The sequence below is a fragment of the Leyella stercorea genome, from assembly GCF_019052365.1.
Taxonomy (GTDB): domain Bacteria; phylum Bacteroidota; class Bacteroidia; order Bacteroidales; family Bacteroidaceae; genus Prevotella.
In genome coordinates, this window is the sequence record NZ_JAHQUY010000001.1 from 31,336 (window position 1) to 46,555 (window position 15,220).

Here is a 15,220-nt window from a genome sequence, read left to right on the forward strand (position 1 = left end):
AATTGTTTCGCTGCCAGCTCTCCCTCCCCGTCAGGGAGGGGGCTGAGTTGGGTTATGGTTAATAGTTTCGCTGCCAGCTCTCCCTCCCCGATGGGGAGGGCGGGGAGGGGCTATAGTTTCTCTTCAACGAGTTTTGTAATCTCAGCCTCTTCGCTGTTTGCCTTGGCTATAAGCTCGTTAGCCTCGGCGATGAGCGCTTCAGCCTTTTTGCGGTCTTTCAGCGAGCCGGCGTTAATCTTCACGTTCATTCCAGCACCGAGCACAGCTGCGCGCGCTGCCAATGCGCCCACGCCAGCATCCGACACGCTGTTCGGGTTGCCCTTTTCTACCATCTTGCGGCAAACGTCGAACACCTCGAACGAAGCCTTCATCGTCTCCAGCGGCACCTCCGTAGCGAAGAGCGTAGCGGTCTGTATAGCCTCCGAGCGTGCAGCCTTCTCCTCAGGCGTGTTCTTCGGCATTCCGAAGGCAGCCATGATGCGGTTGAACGCCTCTGTATCCTCGTCTACGAGGTGGAGCAGACGCTCCTGCAGAGCTATGCCTTCCTCGGCAACGGCAGCGAACTCGTCCCATTGATCGTCCCATCCCGGCTTGTGGCTCGACAGGTTAGCCACCATCGTAGCTAACGATGCGCCCAGTGCGCCCATGTATGCCGAAACCGATCCGCCTCCAGGAGCCGGACTCTCGCGCGATGTCTCCTCGGCAAAGCCCTTCACGGTGAGGTCTACGAGCAGGTTCTGCTTCTCTGCGCCTGCTGCCATTACGTATTCTATAATCTTCTCCTCGGGCTTGAACTCCTTGAGGTCGGAGAGTCCGAGCGACTTGATGGCGATGTTGAGAATGTCCTTCTTCGGTATGCCAGCCGAGCGCTGCTGCTTAGCGAGGAAGTAGCGACCGGCTTCGAGCAGGGTGCGCTCCGGCACGAGCCCCACAATCTCTGTGCCCGTAACGCGCACGCCGCGGTTCTGAGCGCAGCGGCACACCTCGTCGAACGCCTTGTGCAGCGGCGTTACATTGATATTGGTGATGTTCATCGACACCTGAGCGATGCCGTATTCGTCGATATACCATCCGATAGCCTTCGTACACTTCAGCGTGCCGGGCTTCATGATAGGCGTGCCGTCGGCGTAGCAGAGCTTCTTGCCGGTGATGGGGTTGCCTTCGCGCATGGGGCGACCCTTCTCGCGCACGTCGAACGCGATGGCGTTGGCGCGGCGTGTAGAAGTAGTGTTGAGATTGAAGTTGACGGCGATGAGAAAGTCGCGTGCTCCTACGACGGTGCAGCCAGTGCGAGCCACCTGCTCGTCGAACGGACGTCTGCCGAAGTCGGGCGCCTCAGCGTCGTCGTCGATACGCTCGGCGATGCCCTCGTATTCGCCCTTGCGGCACACGGCGAGGTTCTTGCGCTCCGGCTTGAACGCCGCTGCCTCGTAGCAATAGCACGGAATGTTGAGTTCGTCGGCGATGCGCTTGGCGAGCTGGCGCGAAATCTCTGCGCACTCCTCAAGCGTGATGCCGCTCACCGGAACAATCGGCAGTACGTCGGTGGCGCCGATACGCGGATGCGCACCGTGATGCTGACGCATATCTATAAGTTGAGCGGCTTTGCCCACTGCTCTGAAAGCAGCCTCCACGACGTCGTCGGGTTCGCCAACGAAGGTTACGACTGTGCGGTTGGTTGCTTCGCCCGGGTCTACGTCGAGCAACTTAACACCCTTAACGCTCTCCACTGCGTCAGTGATCTGACGAATAACGTTCAAGTCGCGGCCTTCGCTGAAGTTAGGCACACACTCTACAATCTGCTTTGTTTTTGCCATAGTGTAAGATATTATGTTAGTAGTAAATTTGTTTTAATGCAAAAGTATCAAAGATACGGTTGCAAATATAGCAAAAATGGCAGTTTGGAGCAAGTAAAAAGGCACGAAAAAACTAAACAAACCCTAATAAAAGCACAAAAGAAGGGGCTTGCAGATATAGCATGAGTCATCGTTCTCCGTACGGTGTCAGATCGGATTGCGTCCGCCGTCCGATTGGATTGCGTTCGCCGTCCGATTGGATTGCGTTCGGAGAACGATGACTCATTATAGGAATATAGGTTTCAGATTGACAGATATTACGGCTTGATTCTTCTTCAGAACTTCTTTTTTAGTTCTCCTTCCAGAACTGCGGCGTGAATATCACAAGAACCGTGAATATCTCAAGACGTCCGATGAGCATCAGTATGGAGCATATCCACTTCGCCGTGTCGGGCAGAATGCTCCACGACATGGTCGGTCCGATCTCAAGACCGAGCGTCGGTCCGACGTTGCCGAGCGTACTCAGCGTGATGGTGATGGCGTTGGTGTTGTCGATGCCCATCGCAATCATCGAGAACGAGCATATGAGACACAGGATGAGGTAGCTCGTGAGGAAAGCCAGCAGCGTTACGCGCTTGCTTTGCGGCACGTTCACACCGTCTATCTTTACCGGCAGAACGGCGTTGGGGTGGAGCATCTGGCGGAACTCGTTCTTTATCACCTTCAGAAGCATGACGCCGCGGATGCACTTGAAGCCACCGCCCGTAGAGCCCGAGCATGGACCGAGGAACATACACACGGCGAGCACCACCCACGTCACGTGCGCCCACTTGGCAGGGTCGTCTGCCAACAGACCCGTACTGGTGATGAACGACACCACATGGAACAGACTGCTGCGCACGGCTGGCTCCAGAGCGTAGTCGTTCTTCCACATCAGTTCGAAGGCTATGAACGCAGCGCAGCCTAAAACCATGGAGAGATATAGACGGCACTCGGCACTCTTGAGCAGCGTGGACAGCTTGCGCTTAGAGACGGATATATATAATAAGGTGAAATTGACGCCCGATACGAAGCAGAAGAACGTGAGGATGTACTGCACGGCGGGCGTGAACACCGAGTAGTCGCTGTCTACCGCGAAGCCACCCGTTGCCGCCGTCGCCATACTGTAGTTGATGCTGCGGAACGGCGTCATGCCGGCAAGCATCAGCGAACCGATGCAGAGCAGCGTGATGCAGAGGTAAACCACCCATATCCACTTGGCGTTGGTGCTGAGGCGCGGGTGCAGCTTGGTCTTGATAGGGCCCGTGGCTTCGGCGGCGAACACCTTCACGCTTCCGCCTACAAACGAGGGCAGAAGGGCGATGGTGAAGAACACTATACCCAAACCGCCTATCCACTGCATGAACGAACGCCAGAACAATATGCCGTGGGGCAGCGTGGAGACGTCGTCGATGATGGTGGCTCCGGTGGTGGTGAAGCCCGACATGGTTTCAAAGAATGCGTCTGTGAACGACTGTAGGTAGCCGCCAATGAGGAAGGGTAGGGTGCCGAAGAGTGAGAACACTACCCAGGTGAGCGTCACTACGAGATAGGCGTCGCGACGCGATAGTGAGTTTTCGCACTTGCGTCCAAGCAGACGCATCGTGAGGCCGACGCTTGCAGAGATAATGACTGAGCAAGCGAACGGGAAAATATCTTCCTCCTCGTAGCCTATGGCGACGCCAAGGCACACGAGGAACATCGTTGTCTCGATGAAGAGCAGCGAACCGATGATTTTATATAAAAGTTTCAGGTTTATCATTACAGAAAGAACTTCTCTATTTTCTTCATGTTGACGTTGTGGCAGAATACCATTACCGAGTCGCCGGGCTGAATCATGGTGTTACCCGACACGAGCAGACCTACGCCGTCACGCACCAGTCCGCCGATGGTCATGCCTACCGGCAGACCGAGGTCCTTCACGGGCTTCTGCGTCACCTTCGAACCTTCCGACGGTATGAACTCGGCAACGTCGGCGTTGGCAGTCATCAGGAAGCGCACGTTGTGAACGTTGGCGTCGAGCATCATCTGATAGATGTGGCTCGCCGCAATCGACTTCTTGTTGATGATTGTGCCGATATCCAGACTCTCAGCCATGCTCACGTAGTCGATGTTCTCTACCATAGCCACCGTCTTGCGCACACCCATGCGCTTCGCCGTAAGGCAGGCGAGGATATTAGTCTCGGCGTTGCCCGTGAGAGCCACGAACGCCTGCGTGTTCTTGATGCCTTCCTCGATGAGCAGTGTGAGGTCGCGTCCGTCGCCGTTGATGATGAGCGCCTTCTCGTCCTCGAGAAGGGCGTTGAGGCGCTCGCAGCGCTGCTCGTCGGTTTCTATAATCTTCACGTCCATGTACGAAGGCATGGTCTTCACGGTACGCACAGCTGTCGCTCCGCCGCCCATAATCATCACGTTCTTCACGTCTACGTAGTGCTCCTTGCCCACAATCTTGCGGATGTAGGGTATGTACTGCTTGGTAGTCATGAAGTAGGCGAGGTCGTACATCTGCAAGCAGTCGTTACCGCCAGGGATGATGGTCTCGCCGGCGCGCTTGATAGCCACGATGTGGTACGGATCATCTGGTCCGCAGATCTCGCGCATCGGTCGGTCGAGGATGGTACATGTCTCGCGCAGCTTCACGCCGAGCATAACCAATGCTCCGCCGTGCACGTCCCAGCGCTGGCGCACCCACGACATCTTCAGTCCGTTGTTGATGTCGGTGGCTGCAAGCATCTCCGGGTAGATGAGTTTGCTGACGCCGAGCTGCGAGAAAAACTCCTGCAGGTCGGGCGCGATATACTCCGCGTTGTCTATCTTTGCCACGGTCTTCTTGGTGCCCAGCGCCTTCGCCAACACGCACGAGTTCATGTTCTTGCTCTCGTCGGGTGTCACGGCAATGAACAAGTCGGCTTTCTCCGCACCGGCGTTCTTCAGCGCCTCGATGCTCGTTGACGATGCCTCCATCGTGAGGATGTCTACATCGGAACCGATATGTGAGAAGCGCTCCTCGTCGGTGTCCATAACCACGATGTCCTCGTGTTCGCGCGAGAGCAGTCGTGCGAGGTGGCAGCCGATGGCGTATGCGCCAGATATAATGATTTTCATGTTCTTTTGTTTTGATGGTGTGATGTTGGTGAGGTGTTGAGGTGTTGAGATGGTGGGGTGTTGAGATTTGCGTAGGAGTTTTGATTTTTGAATTTTGATTTTTGAATTGTCGGTTTCGCTGATTTTGAATTCATAACTCTCAACTCATAAATTCAAAATGCGCGCAGCGCATAATTCAAAATTCAAAACTCAAAACTCAAAATTCTTTATTCGTGCTTTAATCGCTTCTACGTCAATGCCCGCAATGTGCTGAAGCTGAGCCACGGTGCCGTGCTCGATGAAACGGTCGGGTATGCCCATGCGCACCACCTTCACCTGCTTGTCGTTGTCGCTCATCCACTCGAGCACAGCCGAACCGAAGCCGCCCGTGCGCTGCGCATCCTCGATGGTGATGATGCGCTTGAACTTCGCTGCGATGTCCTGCAGGAGCGCCTCGTCGAGCGGTTTGCAGAAGCGCATGTCGTAGTGGGCTACGCTGAGTGTGCAGCCCTCAGCGGCAAGCTCGTTGATAGCTTTCTCCACATCGTTGCCGATAGGTCCGTAGCTGAGCACCGCTACATCGCTGCCTTCGCGTATGCAGCGGCCCTTGCCGACGGGTATCTCTTCAAGCGCACAATGCCAGTCGTCGCGACGCACACCTCTGCCGCGCGGGTAGCGTATCACTACCGTGCCCTTGTCGGGCAGTTGAGCTGTGTACATCATGCGGCGCAGCTCGCACTCGTCCATAGGCGAGCAGAGCGTGAGGTTGGGCACGGGGCGCAATGCGGCGATGTCGAGCACGCCGTGGTGCGTAGCGCCGTCCTCGCCAACCAGTCCGGCGCGGTCTAAGCACAGTACGAGCGGCAGATTGAGTATCGCCGCGTCGTGCACTATGTTGTCGTATGCGCGCTGCGAGAAGGCGCTATATATATTGCAGAACGGCATCAGTCCGTCTTTAGCCATTCCGGCTGAGAACGTAACGGCATGTCCTTCGGCGATGCCCACGTCGAAGACGCGGTCGGGCATCTCGTGCATCATCAGGTCGAGAGAGCAACCCGTAGGCATAGCCGGCGTTACGCCCACTATCTTCGGGTTCTGCTTCGCAAGTTCGATGATAGTGCGTCCGAACACGTCCTGGTAGCGCAGCGGCTGCGACGAAGTGTCGCCGGTGAGTCGTTCGCCCGTATCGGGGTCGAACTTGCCAGGTGCGTGCCATATCGTAGCCGCTTCCTCGGCAGGTTTGTATCCCTTGCCCTTCACCGTGTGCAGGTGCAGGAGCTTCGGACCGCGCATGTCCTTCAGCTGGTTGAGTATGCGCACTAGTTCCACCACGTTGTTGCCGTCGAACGGACCGAAGTAGCGTATGTTCATGCCCTCGAAGATGTTCTGCTGGTGGGCAAGCGCCGACTTGATGGCGTTGTTGAGGCGTATGAGTCCCTTGCGACGGTCGTCGTTGAGATAGCCCTTCGAGTGGAGCCACTTCGAAGCGCGGTCGCGCAAGCGGTTGTATGTGGCGTTGGTGTCGAGGTTGAGCAGGTATTTCTCCATGCCGCCCACAGCGTGGTCGATGCTCATGTCGTTGTCGTTGAGGATGATGAGCAGGTCGTTGGGCGACGACGATACGTTGTTGAGACCCTCAAATGCCAGTCCGCCAGACATCGCGCCGTCGCCTATTACGGCTACGACGTGTCGGTCTGTGTCGTTGTTCTTATGCGCAGCCACAGCCATGCCCAACGCCACGGAGATGGAGTTGGAGGCGTGTCCGCACGTGAATGTGTCGTACTCGCTTTCTTTCGGGGACGGGAACGGGCGTATGCCGCCCAGTTTGCGGTTAGTGTAGAACTGGTCCTTGCGTCCGGTGAGTATCTTGTGGCCGTACGCCTGATGTCCTACGTCCCACACGATGCGGTCGTAGGGCGTGTTCAGCACGTAGTGCAACGCCACCGTCAGCTCCACCACGCCAAGCGACGACGCAAGGTGTCCGGGGTTGACGGACAATTCCTTCACAATGTCCTGACGCAGTTCGGCGCAGAGCTCCGGCAGTTGCTCAATGGGCAACTTGCGGAGGTCGTCGGGATACTGTATCTTGTCTAATAATTCCAAGTTGTCGGTGCTCATATATTGTTGAAATATACTGATGTCTTTTTGAAATCTTCTGAATCCTTTTTTGCGATAGAAGGCAGCAGACCTCCTATTCCATGCAAAGTTACGTAAAAAAAGTAATATAGGGTATTTATTGTATACAAAAAAAGCATCCATCTTTGAAAGATGAATGCTTTGAGTTGGGATACCCGGACTCGAACCAGGAAAGGCAGGACCAGAATCTGCAGTGTTACCATTACACCATATCCCAATGTTTGCAAAATCGGAACTCTATCGCAATAAAAAACATCCCTCTTAATAAGAAGAATGTCGCTCAAAGTTGGGATACCCGGACTCGAACCAGGAAAGGCAGGACCAGAATCTGCAGTGTTACCATTACACCATATCCCAATATGTTATTGCAACTTGTTCCCTTATTGCGAGTGCAAAGTTACGAATAATTTTTAGAACGGCAATATTTTTCGCTGATTTTTTTTAATAAAATCTAATAAAAAGCCATTTTCCGTGGTTTTAAGTCGTTTTTCGGATAAATCGCTGTATCTTTGTACGGCTTAAAAAGCAGGTATATAAATGTAGTCACATTAAATAATATATACATTATATAATATACACCGAAAATATACATCAGAATATATCATTAAACAAGGACAATAGTAAATGGAAATTAAAGACAAGTTGGTTGAAGCCATCGTAAAAGGTATTCAAGAGAAGAAAGGACAGGACATCACAATCGCCGACCTCCGTGGTATCGACGGCAATATAGCAAGCTACTTCGTAATCTGTCAGGGCAACTCGCCCTCGCAGGTGGAGGCTATCGCCGACTCTGTATGTGAGACGGCACGCATTGAGGCTGGCGAAAAGCCGGTACATACAGTCGGTCTGCCGCAGGCTTACTGGGTGGCAATGGACTACGTGGAGGTTATCGTGCACATCTTCATACCGGAAGCACGCGACTTCTACAACCTTGAGAACCTCTGGGAGGACGCTAAGGTTACGAACATTCCGAATCTCGATTAATAGTTAGGTTAATATGAACACAAACAATAATCCATCTGGCGATAACAATCAGCCGAAGATGCCTAAGTTCAACATGAACTGGATCTACACGATTATCATCGTGATGCTGGCTTTGCTGTTCTTTACAGATGGCGGCAAGGGCTTCTTCGACGGCGGTGCTGCTGGTCAGGAAGCTACGTACACCAAGTTTCAGGTGTATGTCGACAAGGGCTATGCACGCAGTGTGGTTGTGAACAAGGACAACGGAACGCTGCGTATGTACGTGCGTCCGGACAAAATCCGCGACGTGTTCGGCAAGTCAGCGCAGCAGGTTGGTCAGAAACCGTATGTAGAAGTTACATACGGCTCGGTTGACGGCGTAGACAACTATCTCTCTTCTGCAATGAAGAGTGGCAAGATACTCGATTTCAGCTACGAGAAGGACTCCAACTCCGGACTCATGACGCTGTTCTACACCTTCGGTCCGATTATCTTCTTCGTATTCTTGTGGCTCTTCATGATGCGCCGCATGGGCGGCGGCGGAGCTGGCGGCGGAGTTTTCAACGTCGGCAAGTCGAAGGCGCAGATGTATGAGAAGGGCAACGACCTCGGCATCACGTTCAAGGACGTAGCGGGTCAGGTTGGCGCAAAGCAGGAGGTGCAGGAGATTGTCGACTTCCTCAAGCAACCGCAGAAGTATACCGAACTTGGTGGTAAGATTCCTAAGGGAGCACTCCTTGTAGGCCCTCCGGGCACCGGTAAGACATTGCTCGCAAAGGCTGTGGCAGGCGAAGCAGGCGTTCCGTTCTTCTCTATGAGCGGTTCCGACTTCGTGGAGATGTTCGTCGGCGTGGGTGCAAGTCGTGTCCGCGACCTCTTCCGTCAGGCAAAGGAGAAGGCTCCGTGCATTATCTTCATCGACGAGATCGACGCCGTAGGTCGTGCACGTAGCAAGAATCCGGCAATGGGCGGCAACGATGAGCGCGAGAATACGCTTAACGCTTTGCTTACAGAGATGGACGGTTTCGGCACAAACAGCGGTGTTATCATCCTCGCTGCCACCAACCGTGCTGATATGCTCGACAAGGCATTGCTTCGTGCCGGACGTTTCGACCGTCAGATTACGGTCGATCTGCCCGACCTTACAGAGCGTAAGGAGATATTCCAGGTGCATCTGAGAAAGGTGAAGATAGACGAGACGGTGGACATCGACTTCCTCTCGCGTCAGACGCCGGGCTTCTCGGGTGCAGATATCGCCAATGTGTGCAACGAGGCGGCGCTTATCGCCGCACGCCATAATAGCAACAAGGTAGGCAAGCAGGACTTCCTCGACGCAGTAGACCGCATCATCGGCGGTCTGGAGAAGAAGACAAAGGTAATGACTGAGTCAGAGAAGCGCACAATAGCGCTGCATGAGGCTGGTCACGCTACCGTTTCTTGGTTCTGCGAGCACGCCAATCCGCTCGTTAAGGTGAGCATCGTGCCGCGTGGCAGAGCGCTCGGAGCAGCTTGGTATCTGCCCGAAGAACGTCAGATCACAACAAAGGAGCAGATGCTCGACGAGATGTGCGCACTGCTTGGCGGTCGTGCAGCCGAAGAACTCTTCACCGGACACATTTCTACCGGCGCTATGAACGACCTCGAACGCGCTACAAAGTCGGCTTTCGGCATGGTTGCCTACGCCGGCATGAGCGATCGTCTGCCGAATATCTGCTACTACAACAACCAGGAGTATCAGTTCCAGCGTCCTTACTCGGAGACAACGGCTAAGATCATCGACGACGAGGTGCTGAAGATGGTGAACGACGAGTATGCACGTGCCAAGGCTTTGCTTAAGGAGCACGCTGCGGGTCACAACGAACTCGCCGAACTCCTCATGACTCGTGAGGTAATCTTTGCAGAGGACGTGGAGCGCATCTTCGGAAAGCGTCCGTGGGTGAGTCGTTCTGAGGAAATCATCGACGACAACACACCGAAACTTGAAGATATGCCGGAGGCTGTGCGCCAGGCGCAGAAAGAACACGAGGAATCATTGGCGAAGCAGGCTGCACTTCCTACAGACAAGTCTGAAAATACTGATGCTGAATCTGTAGAAAAGCCGGTTGATGCAGCGGAAAATGCAGCTGACGACGCGGCTGAACAGACAGAAAACAAATAAACGTAAGCATTATGAGCGATAAAATGAAAAACTTCATTGTACGTGCCATCACCGGTGTGCTCTTCGTAGCAGCCATTGTCACGTGTTTCTTGCGTCCGGAGGCGATGATACTTCTGTTCGCATTGGTCACCGGACTCACCATCTGGGAGTTTACGGGCATTGTGAACGACATAGAAGGCGTCACAACGAACCGTCTCATCACCACCGTTGCCGGCGTGTACTTGTTCTTCAGTATCGCTGGCTATTGCTCGGGCATCGTTCCGTCGGCAGTGTTCATCCCTTACTTGCTTACTATCGTCTATCTGTTCATCGCCGAACTCTACACAAAGGCGCCGAATCCGATAAACAACTGGGCGTATACAATGCTTGCTCAGATGTATATCGCATTGCCGTTGTCTACAATCAACGTACTCGCATTCCGTGCGGGTGCAGACGGCGTGGTTTACAACTATCTGTTGCCGCTTAGCGTGTTTGTTTTCCTTTGGACAAACGACACTGGCGCTTACCTCAGCGGTTCGCTCTTCGGCAAGCACAAACTCTTCCCGCGTGTTAGTCCGGGCAAGAGTTGGGAAGGAAGCATCGGAGGCGGCATCCTTGTACTCGCTGTTGCAGCAGGCGTTGGTCTCTACGAGACATCTTCTCTGCACAACGGCGCTGCGGAACTGGCCCTCAGCATACCGCAGTGGATGGGCTTGGGCCTCGTGGTTGTGTTCTTCGGCACATGGGGCGACCTTGTTGAGTCGCTCTTCAAGCGCACCATCGGCATCAAGGATTCTGGCAACATCCTGCCCGGTCACGGCGGAATGCTCGACCGTTTCGACTCTTCGCTGATGGCGTTCCCCGCAGCGGTAGTCTATCTTTACACACTCACGATTTTCTAATTCAGCATTTGCGAGTAATAAAACCAACATTTGCGAGTAGTCTGAAATTAGAATATACGATTTAATAGAAATGTAAATTAAATCGCCCGATCATCATTCGTCGCAATGATGGTCGGGCTGTTTTGTTGTGTATCGCTTGTCTGTATCACAAAAAAATAGTAGATTTGCATTATGAACCGAACATTCCATCATAACGTCAGCCTGCAGGGCATAGCCACGATAGTATTGTTGGCAGTTGTAGCTCTGTGGTGTTTCCTTGTGCGCAGCGGCATAACCCCTGCGTTAGGCTTCGTGTGTCTGTTGCTTGGCGCGGCAGGTGTCGACCGCTTGGTACACACCACATACACATTCACCGCAGACGGCAACCTCGTGATAGTACGTGGCAGACTTGGCAAGAGCACAACTATTGCCGTCAACGAGATAATAGCGGCACGTGCGGTGCGAGGCACATTGTTCACGGCGCGCCACATCGTGATAGAATACGGTTGCGGAAAGATAACTTATGCACAGCCGCAGCAGACAAAAGAATTCATCGAAGAAATACGTCGCAGACAAAAAATAACAAGCATTTAAGGCTATATAAACAGACATTTAAGGCTATATAAACAGACAGTTAAGGCTATATGTATAAACAAGCATGAAAGACTATATATATAAATATGTATTGACCCTCGTGGCGTTCCTCTTCGCATCAGGAGCAACGGCACAGACAGATATTGAGTTTGACGAAGACGACAGTTCGGCGGTAGCCGACACGCTGATGCCCGACACGTTCAAGGTGACGGAGCAGGCTTTGCCGTGGAATATTGCTGTGGCAAAACACTTGGACAATTTGCTTCAGCACGATATGTTCGAGACAAGTACAGTCGGAATGATGGTTTACGACCTCGATGCCGACTCGGTGCTCTACAGTCACAACGCGCGTCTGCTTCTGCGCCCGGCGTCTACGATGAAACTCGTCACGGCGATAGCAGCTATCGACCGCTTGGGCGGCAGCTATCAGTTCAAGACCGAGCTGTGCTATACCGGTGAAGTGAGCGACCGCACGCTTACGGGCGACATCTACTGTGTGGGCGGCTTCGACCCGCGCTTCAACTCCGACGACATGCGTGCCTTTGTCGAAGCAATCCACAAGATGGGCGTCGACACCATTCGCGGCAATATCTATGCCGACAAGTCGATGAAAGACGCCGACCAGTTCGGCGCCGGATGGTGCTGGGACGACGACAGCCCCGTGCTCTCGCCGCTGCTCATCAGTAGGAAAGACGCGTTCGTAGAGCGCTTTGTGAGCAACCTGCTTGCCGACAACATCGTTTTTGAAGGCAAGGCAGGCGAGGCGCAGCGCCCCGGCGACGCTTTTTGCATCTGTCGCCGCTTCCACACCATCGACCAGATACTGATGCGCATGATGAAGAAGAGCGACAACCTCTACGCCGAGTCGATGTTCTACCAGTTGGCAGCGTCTACCGGCACAAAGCATGCGTCGGCAAAGCAAGCTCGCGGCATAATAAACAAGCTGATATCGAAGGTGGGGCTTAACCCGAAACGCTACGAGATAGCCGACGGCAGCGGACTCTCGCTCTACAACTATCTCTCGGCTGAACTCGAAGTGCAACTTCTGCGCTATGCGTTCCGCAACAACAATATCTACATGCACCTGCGCCCGTCTCTGCCCATCGCCGGCGAAGACGGAACGCTGCGCAAGCGCATGAAGGGTGTGTTCACCGCCGGCAACGTACACGCCAAGACCGGCACCGTGCAGGGCGTATCGTCGCTTGCCGGCTATTGCACGGCAGCCAACGGACACCATCTCGCATTCTCCATCATCAACCAGGGCATACAGCACCACAGCAACGGTCGCGCTTTCCAGGACCGTGTCTGCACCGTGCTGTGCCAGCCGTAGCTTTATTAAAAAAAACGAAGTGTACGCTATAAACTATAAGACACTCATTGTGCAGGCGCTCGGCTTTGAGCCTACCGCCGACCAGCAGCACGCCATCGACACCTTCGCCGAGTTCCTCGCCGACCGTGACGACCATGTGGCAATGCTGTTGCGCGGTTCGGCAGGTACGGGTAAGACGACGCTCTCCGGCGCCATAGTGCGCACGATGCTCGCGTTGAAGCAGCGCGTTGTTCTGCTTGCGCCGACGGGTCGTGCTGCGAAAGTGTTCGCCTTGAACTCAGGCGTGCAGGCTTCCACCATCCACCGCCGCATCTACCGCCAGCAGTCGCTCGGCGGTTCGTTCTCGCTTGCCCCGAACATGATGACCGACACGCTGTTTCTCGTCGACGAGTCGTCGATGATAGCCAACGAAGGCTTGCGCGAGTCGGTGTTCGGCACGGGCTGTCTGCTCGACGACCTTGTGCAGTTCGTCTATTCGGGTCGCAACTGCCGCTTGGTGCTCATCGGCGACAAGGCTCAGCTGCCGCCGGTAGGCGAGGAGGAGTCGCCGGCTCTCTCCTCAGCGTTCATCTCCGGCTACGGACTCACCGTCTACGAGAGCGACCTGCGCGAGGTGCTGCGCCAGAGCCAGCAGTCGGGCATACTCTACAACGCCACGGTGATACGCCAGATGATTACGCACGACGAGGCGACAGCCCTGCCCAAGATTCGCTTCAGCGGCTTCCCCGACATCGTCTGCGTGCCGGGCGACGAACTCATCGAGACGCTCGCCACGAGCTATTCTCAGGTGGGCATGGACGAGACGATGGTTGTTACGCGCTCCAACAAGCGCGCCAATATATACAATCAGGGCATACGCAACCAAGTGCTTTGGCGTGAGGAGGAACTCACGTCGGGCGACTGGCTCATGGTTGTGAAGAACAGCTACTACTGGACCGAGCAGAAGAAGGCTGAGGACACGTCGACACCGGCGTTCATAGCCAACGGCGACCGTGCCGTGATACAGCGCGTGCGCAACCGCCGCGACCTCTACGGCTTCCACTTCGTCGACCTCTGGCTGCAGTTCCCCGACTACGACAACTACGAGTTGCAGGTGACGGCGCTCACCGACACGCTCGCCACCGAGGCGCCAGCGCTCACACGCGAACAGAGTCAGCAGCTCTTCGACGAGGTGATGGCAGACTACGCCGATGTGCGCACCAAGCCCGAGCGCTACAAGCGTCTGAAAGCCGATCCCTTCTACAATGCGTTGCAGATAAAGTACGCCTATGCCGTCACGTGCCATAAGGCGCAGGGCGGACAGTGGGCGCACGTCTACGTAGACCAAGGCTATATGACCGACGAAATGCTCACGCCCGACTATATCCATTGGCTCTACACGGCTTTCACGCGCGCCACGGAGAAACTCTTCCTCGTCAATTGGCCTAAGACGCAGACGGAAGAGTAGCGGTTGTAGCCATTCTTTTTTTATATACCTCGAAAAAACACAACTTTTTTCTGTAGCAAACTCCACCTTCTGTGCGTCTAAAGAGCAGAAAAAGTAATAAACAACAAGCAAATGAACACAACAGAGCAACAATTCTCGCAGCTTGTGAGAGACAACCGTAGCACGATATACGCCGTGTTGGCGGTGTCATCGGTGGCGTCTGCGGTTTGATCTTCGCCTTCCGCATCTTCCTCAAGATGCAGCGCACGAACGACGAAGTGATAAGTCAGATTAACGAACTTAACGCATAAATTTCTCTCTCTCTTCTGCCCAGTACGTTGTGAAGTGTACTGGGCTTTTTTGTTTCTTAAGCCTTCTTGAATAGCCGCGCCACGAAGCTGGAGCCTTCGAGCACCACCATGAAATTCCAGAAATAGAACATCTGCTCATCGTAGACATAGCTGAGCGCTGCGCCGAGGAGGCAGAAGACGAAGCAGGCGGGCGAATGTTTTTTAATTGCATCCATGCAGTCGTCCGTAGACACCTTGCGTCTGAAGATGCACACGATGCCCACAACGAGCACTACGCCTAACACCACAGCCAAGCCGCACAAGGCGTACCAGTAAGCGTCCCACTTGCCCAGCAGCGGCTCCAGTGCGAAGAACAAAAGAAAAAGCGCGTAGCCCGCGTTTGCCAATGATACCTTGTTTTTCATATTCTTATTACGGTTTGTTTAATTCTGCAAATTTAAGTAAAAGAGTTGTTACCTGCAAGCGCTGCACCGCATTTTTATCCGCGCCACCTTTGCCGAATGAAATTTTATTCATACATTTG

General features: G+C 54.2%; 11 protein-coding genes and 2 tRNA genes. 6 read left to right on the plus strand and 7 right to left on the minus strand.

From position 1 onward, the window contains the following. Positions 1–110 precede the first annotated feature (110 nt). From ftcD to KTQ90_RS00130, 6 genes are all read right to left on the minus strand, one after another. Positions 111–1,817 carry a glutamate formimidoyltransferase gene (gene ftcD, locus KTQ90_RS00105; RefSeq protein ID WP_217316737.1) on the minus strand — a complete coding sequence of 569 codons (1,707 nt, stop codon included), beginning with the start codon at positions 1,815–1,817 and terminating at the stop codon, positions 111–113. Between the two features lie 328 nt (positions 1,818–2,145). After that, on the minus strand, positions 2,146–3,597 hold the full coding sequence (locus KTQ90_RS00110) for a TrkH family potassium uptake protein (RefSeq protein ID WP_217316738.1): 1,452 nt from the start codon (positions 3,595–3,597) through the stop codon (positions 2,146–2,148). Further along, complete coding sequence (gene trkA / locus KTQ90_RS00115) at positions 3,597–4,940, minus strand: Trk system potassium transporter TrkA (RefSeq protein ID WP_217316739.1); 1,344 nt, start codon at positions 4,938–4,940, stop codon at positions 3,597–3,599. The genes KTQ90_RS00110 and trkA overlap by 1 nt, the downstream gene beginning before the upstream one ends. A 189-nt stretch (positions 4,941–5,129) precedes the next feature. Further along, a complete protein-coding gene (dxs, locus tag KTQ90_RS00120) occupies positions 5,130–7,037 on the minus strand; it encodes a 1-deoxy-D-xylulose-5-phosphate synthase (RefSeq protein WP_217316740.1) in 1,908 nt (635 codons plus the stop codon). 164 nt (positions 7,038–7,201) lie between these two features. Then, a tRNA-Gln gene (locus KTQ90_RS00125) sits at positions 7,202–7,272 on the minus strand. A gap of 69 nt (positions 7,273–7,341) precedes the next feature. After that, positions 7,342–7,412, minus strand: a tRNA-Gln gene (locus KTQ90_RS00130). Positions 7,413–7,679: 267 nt separating this feature from the next. On the opposite strand from KTQ90_RS00130, the gene rsfS reads away from it, so the two are divergent. The 6 genes from rsfS to KTQ90_RS00160 all read left to right on the plus strand — a co-directional run bounded on the left by rsfS (position 7,680) and on the right by KTQ90_RS00160 (position 14,407). Next, positions 7,680–8,039 carry a ribosome silencing factor gene (gene rsfS, locus KTQ90_RS00135; protein ID WP_022159228.1) on the plus strand — a complete coding sequence of 120 codons (360 nt, stop codon included), beginning with the start codon at positions 7,680–7,682 and terminating at the stop codon, positions 8,037–8,039. A gap of 13 nt (positions 8,040–8,052) precedes the next feature. Continuing rightward, positions 8,053–10,176 (plus strand): ATP-dependent zinc metalloprotease FtsH, encoded by a 2,124-nt coding sequence (gene ftsH / locus KTQ90_RS00140; protein ID WP_217316741.1) that lies wholly within the window; start codon positions 8,053–8,055, stop codon positions 10,174–10,176. An 11-nt stretch (positions 10,177–10,187) separates the two neighbouring features. Next, complete coding sequence (locus KTQ90_RS00145) at positions 10,188–11,057, plus strand: phosphatidate cytidylyltransferase (protein WP_217316742.1); 870 nt, start codon at positions 10,188–10,190, stop codon at positions 11,055–11,057. Positions 11,058–11,228: 171 nt separating this feature from the next. Next, on the plus strand, positions 11,229–11,630 hold the full coding sequence (locus KTQ90_RS00150) for a PH domain-containing protein (RefSeq protein ID WP_217316743.1): 402 nt from the start codon (positions 11,229–11,231) through the stop codon (positions 11,628–11,630). 64 nt (positions 11,631–11,694) lie between these two features. Next, positions 11,695–12,960, plus strand: a complete 1,266-nt coding sequence (gene dacB / locus KTQ90_RS00155) for a D-alanyl-D-alanine carboxypeptidase/D-alanyl-D-alanine endopeptidase (RefSeq protein WP_022159232.1) — start codon at positions 11,695–11,697, stop codon at positions 12,958–12,960. 19 nt (positions 12,961–12,979) lie between these two features. Continuing rightward, positions 12,980–14,407, plus strand: a complete 1,428-nt coding sequence (locus tag KTQ90_RS00160) for an ATP-dependent DNA helicase (RefSeq protein ID WP_217316744.1) — start codon at positions 12,980–12,982, stop codon at positions 14,405–14,407. 346 nt (positions 14,408–14,753) lie between these two features. On the opposite strand, the gene KTQ90_RS00165 is transcribed toward KTQ90_RS00160, so the two are convergent. Further along, positions 14,754–15,101, minus strand: a complete 348-nt coding sequence (locus tag KTQ90_RS00165) for a hypothetical protein (protein ID WP_217316745.1) — start codon at positions 15,099–15,101, stop codon at positions 14,754–14,756. Positions 15,102–15,220 lie beyond the last annotated feature (119 nt).

Excerpts from the sequence above, each read along its gene's own strand:
- KTQ90_RS00165 (WP_217316745.1), bottom strand. The coding sequence starts at position 15,101 with ATGAAAAACAAGGTATCATTGGCAAACGCGGGCTACGCGCTTTTTCTT.
- KTQ90_RS00150 (WP_217316743.1), top strand. The coding sequence starts at position 11,229 with ATGAACCGAACATTCCATCATAACGTCAGCCTGCAGGGCATAGCCACG.
- KTQ90_RS00110 (WP_217316738.1), bottom strand. The coding sequence starts at position 3,597 with ATGATAAACCTGAAACTTTTATATAAAATCATCGGTTCGCTGCTCTTC.
- rsfS (WP_022159228.1), top strand. The coding sequence starts at position 7,680 with ATGGAAATTAAAGACAAGTTGGTTGAAGCCATCGTAAAAGGTATTCAA.
- ftsH (WP_217316741.1), top strand. The coding sequence starts at position 8,053 with ATGAACACAAACAATAATCCATCTGGCGATAACAATCAGCCGAAGATG.
- trkA (WP_217316739.1), bottom strand. The coding sequence starts at position 4,940 with ATGAAAATCATTATATCTGGCGCATACGCCATCGGCTGCCACCTCGCA.
- dacB (WP_022159232.1), top strand. The coding sequence starts at position 11,695 with ATGAAAGACTATATATATAAATATGTATTGACCCTCGTGGCGTTCCTC.
- ftcD (WP_217316737.1), bottom strand. The coding sequence starts at position 1,817 with ATGGCAAAAACAAAGCAGATTGTAGAGTGTGTGCCTAACTTCAGCGAA.
- KTQ90_RS00145 (WP_217316742.1), top strand. The coding sequence starts at position 10,188 with ATGAGCGATAAAATGAAAAACTTCATTGTACGTGCCATCACCGGTGTG.
- dxs (WP_217316740.1), bottom strand. The coding sequence starts at position 7,037 with ATGAGCACCGACAACTTGGAATTATTAGACAAGATACAGTATCCCGAC.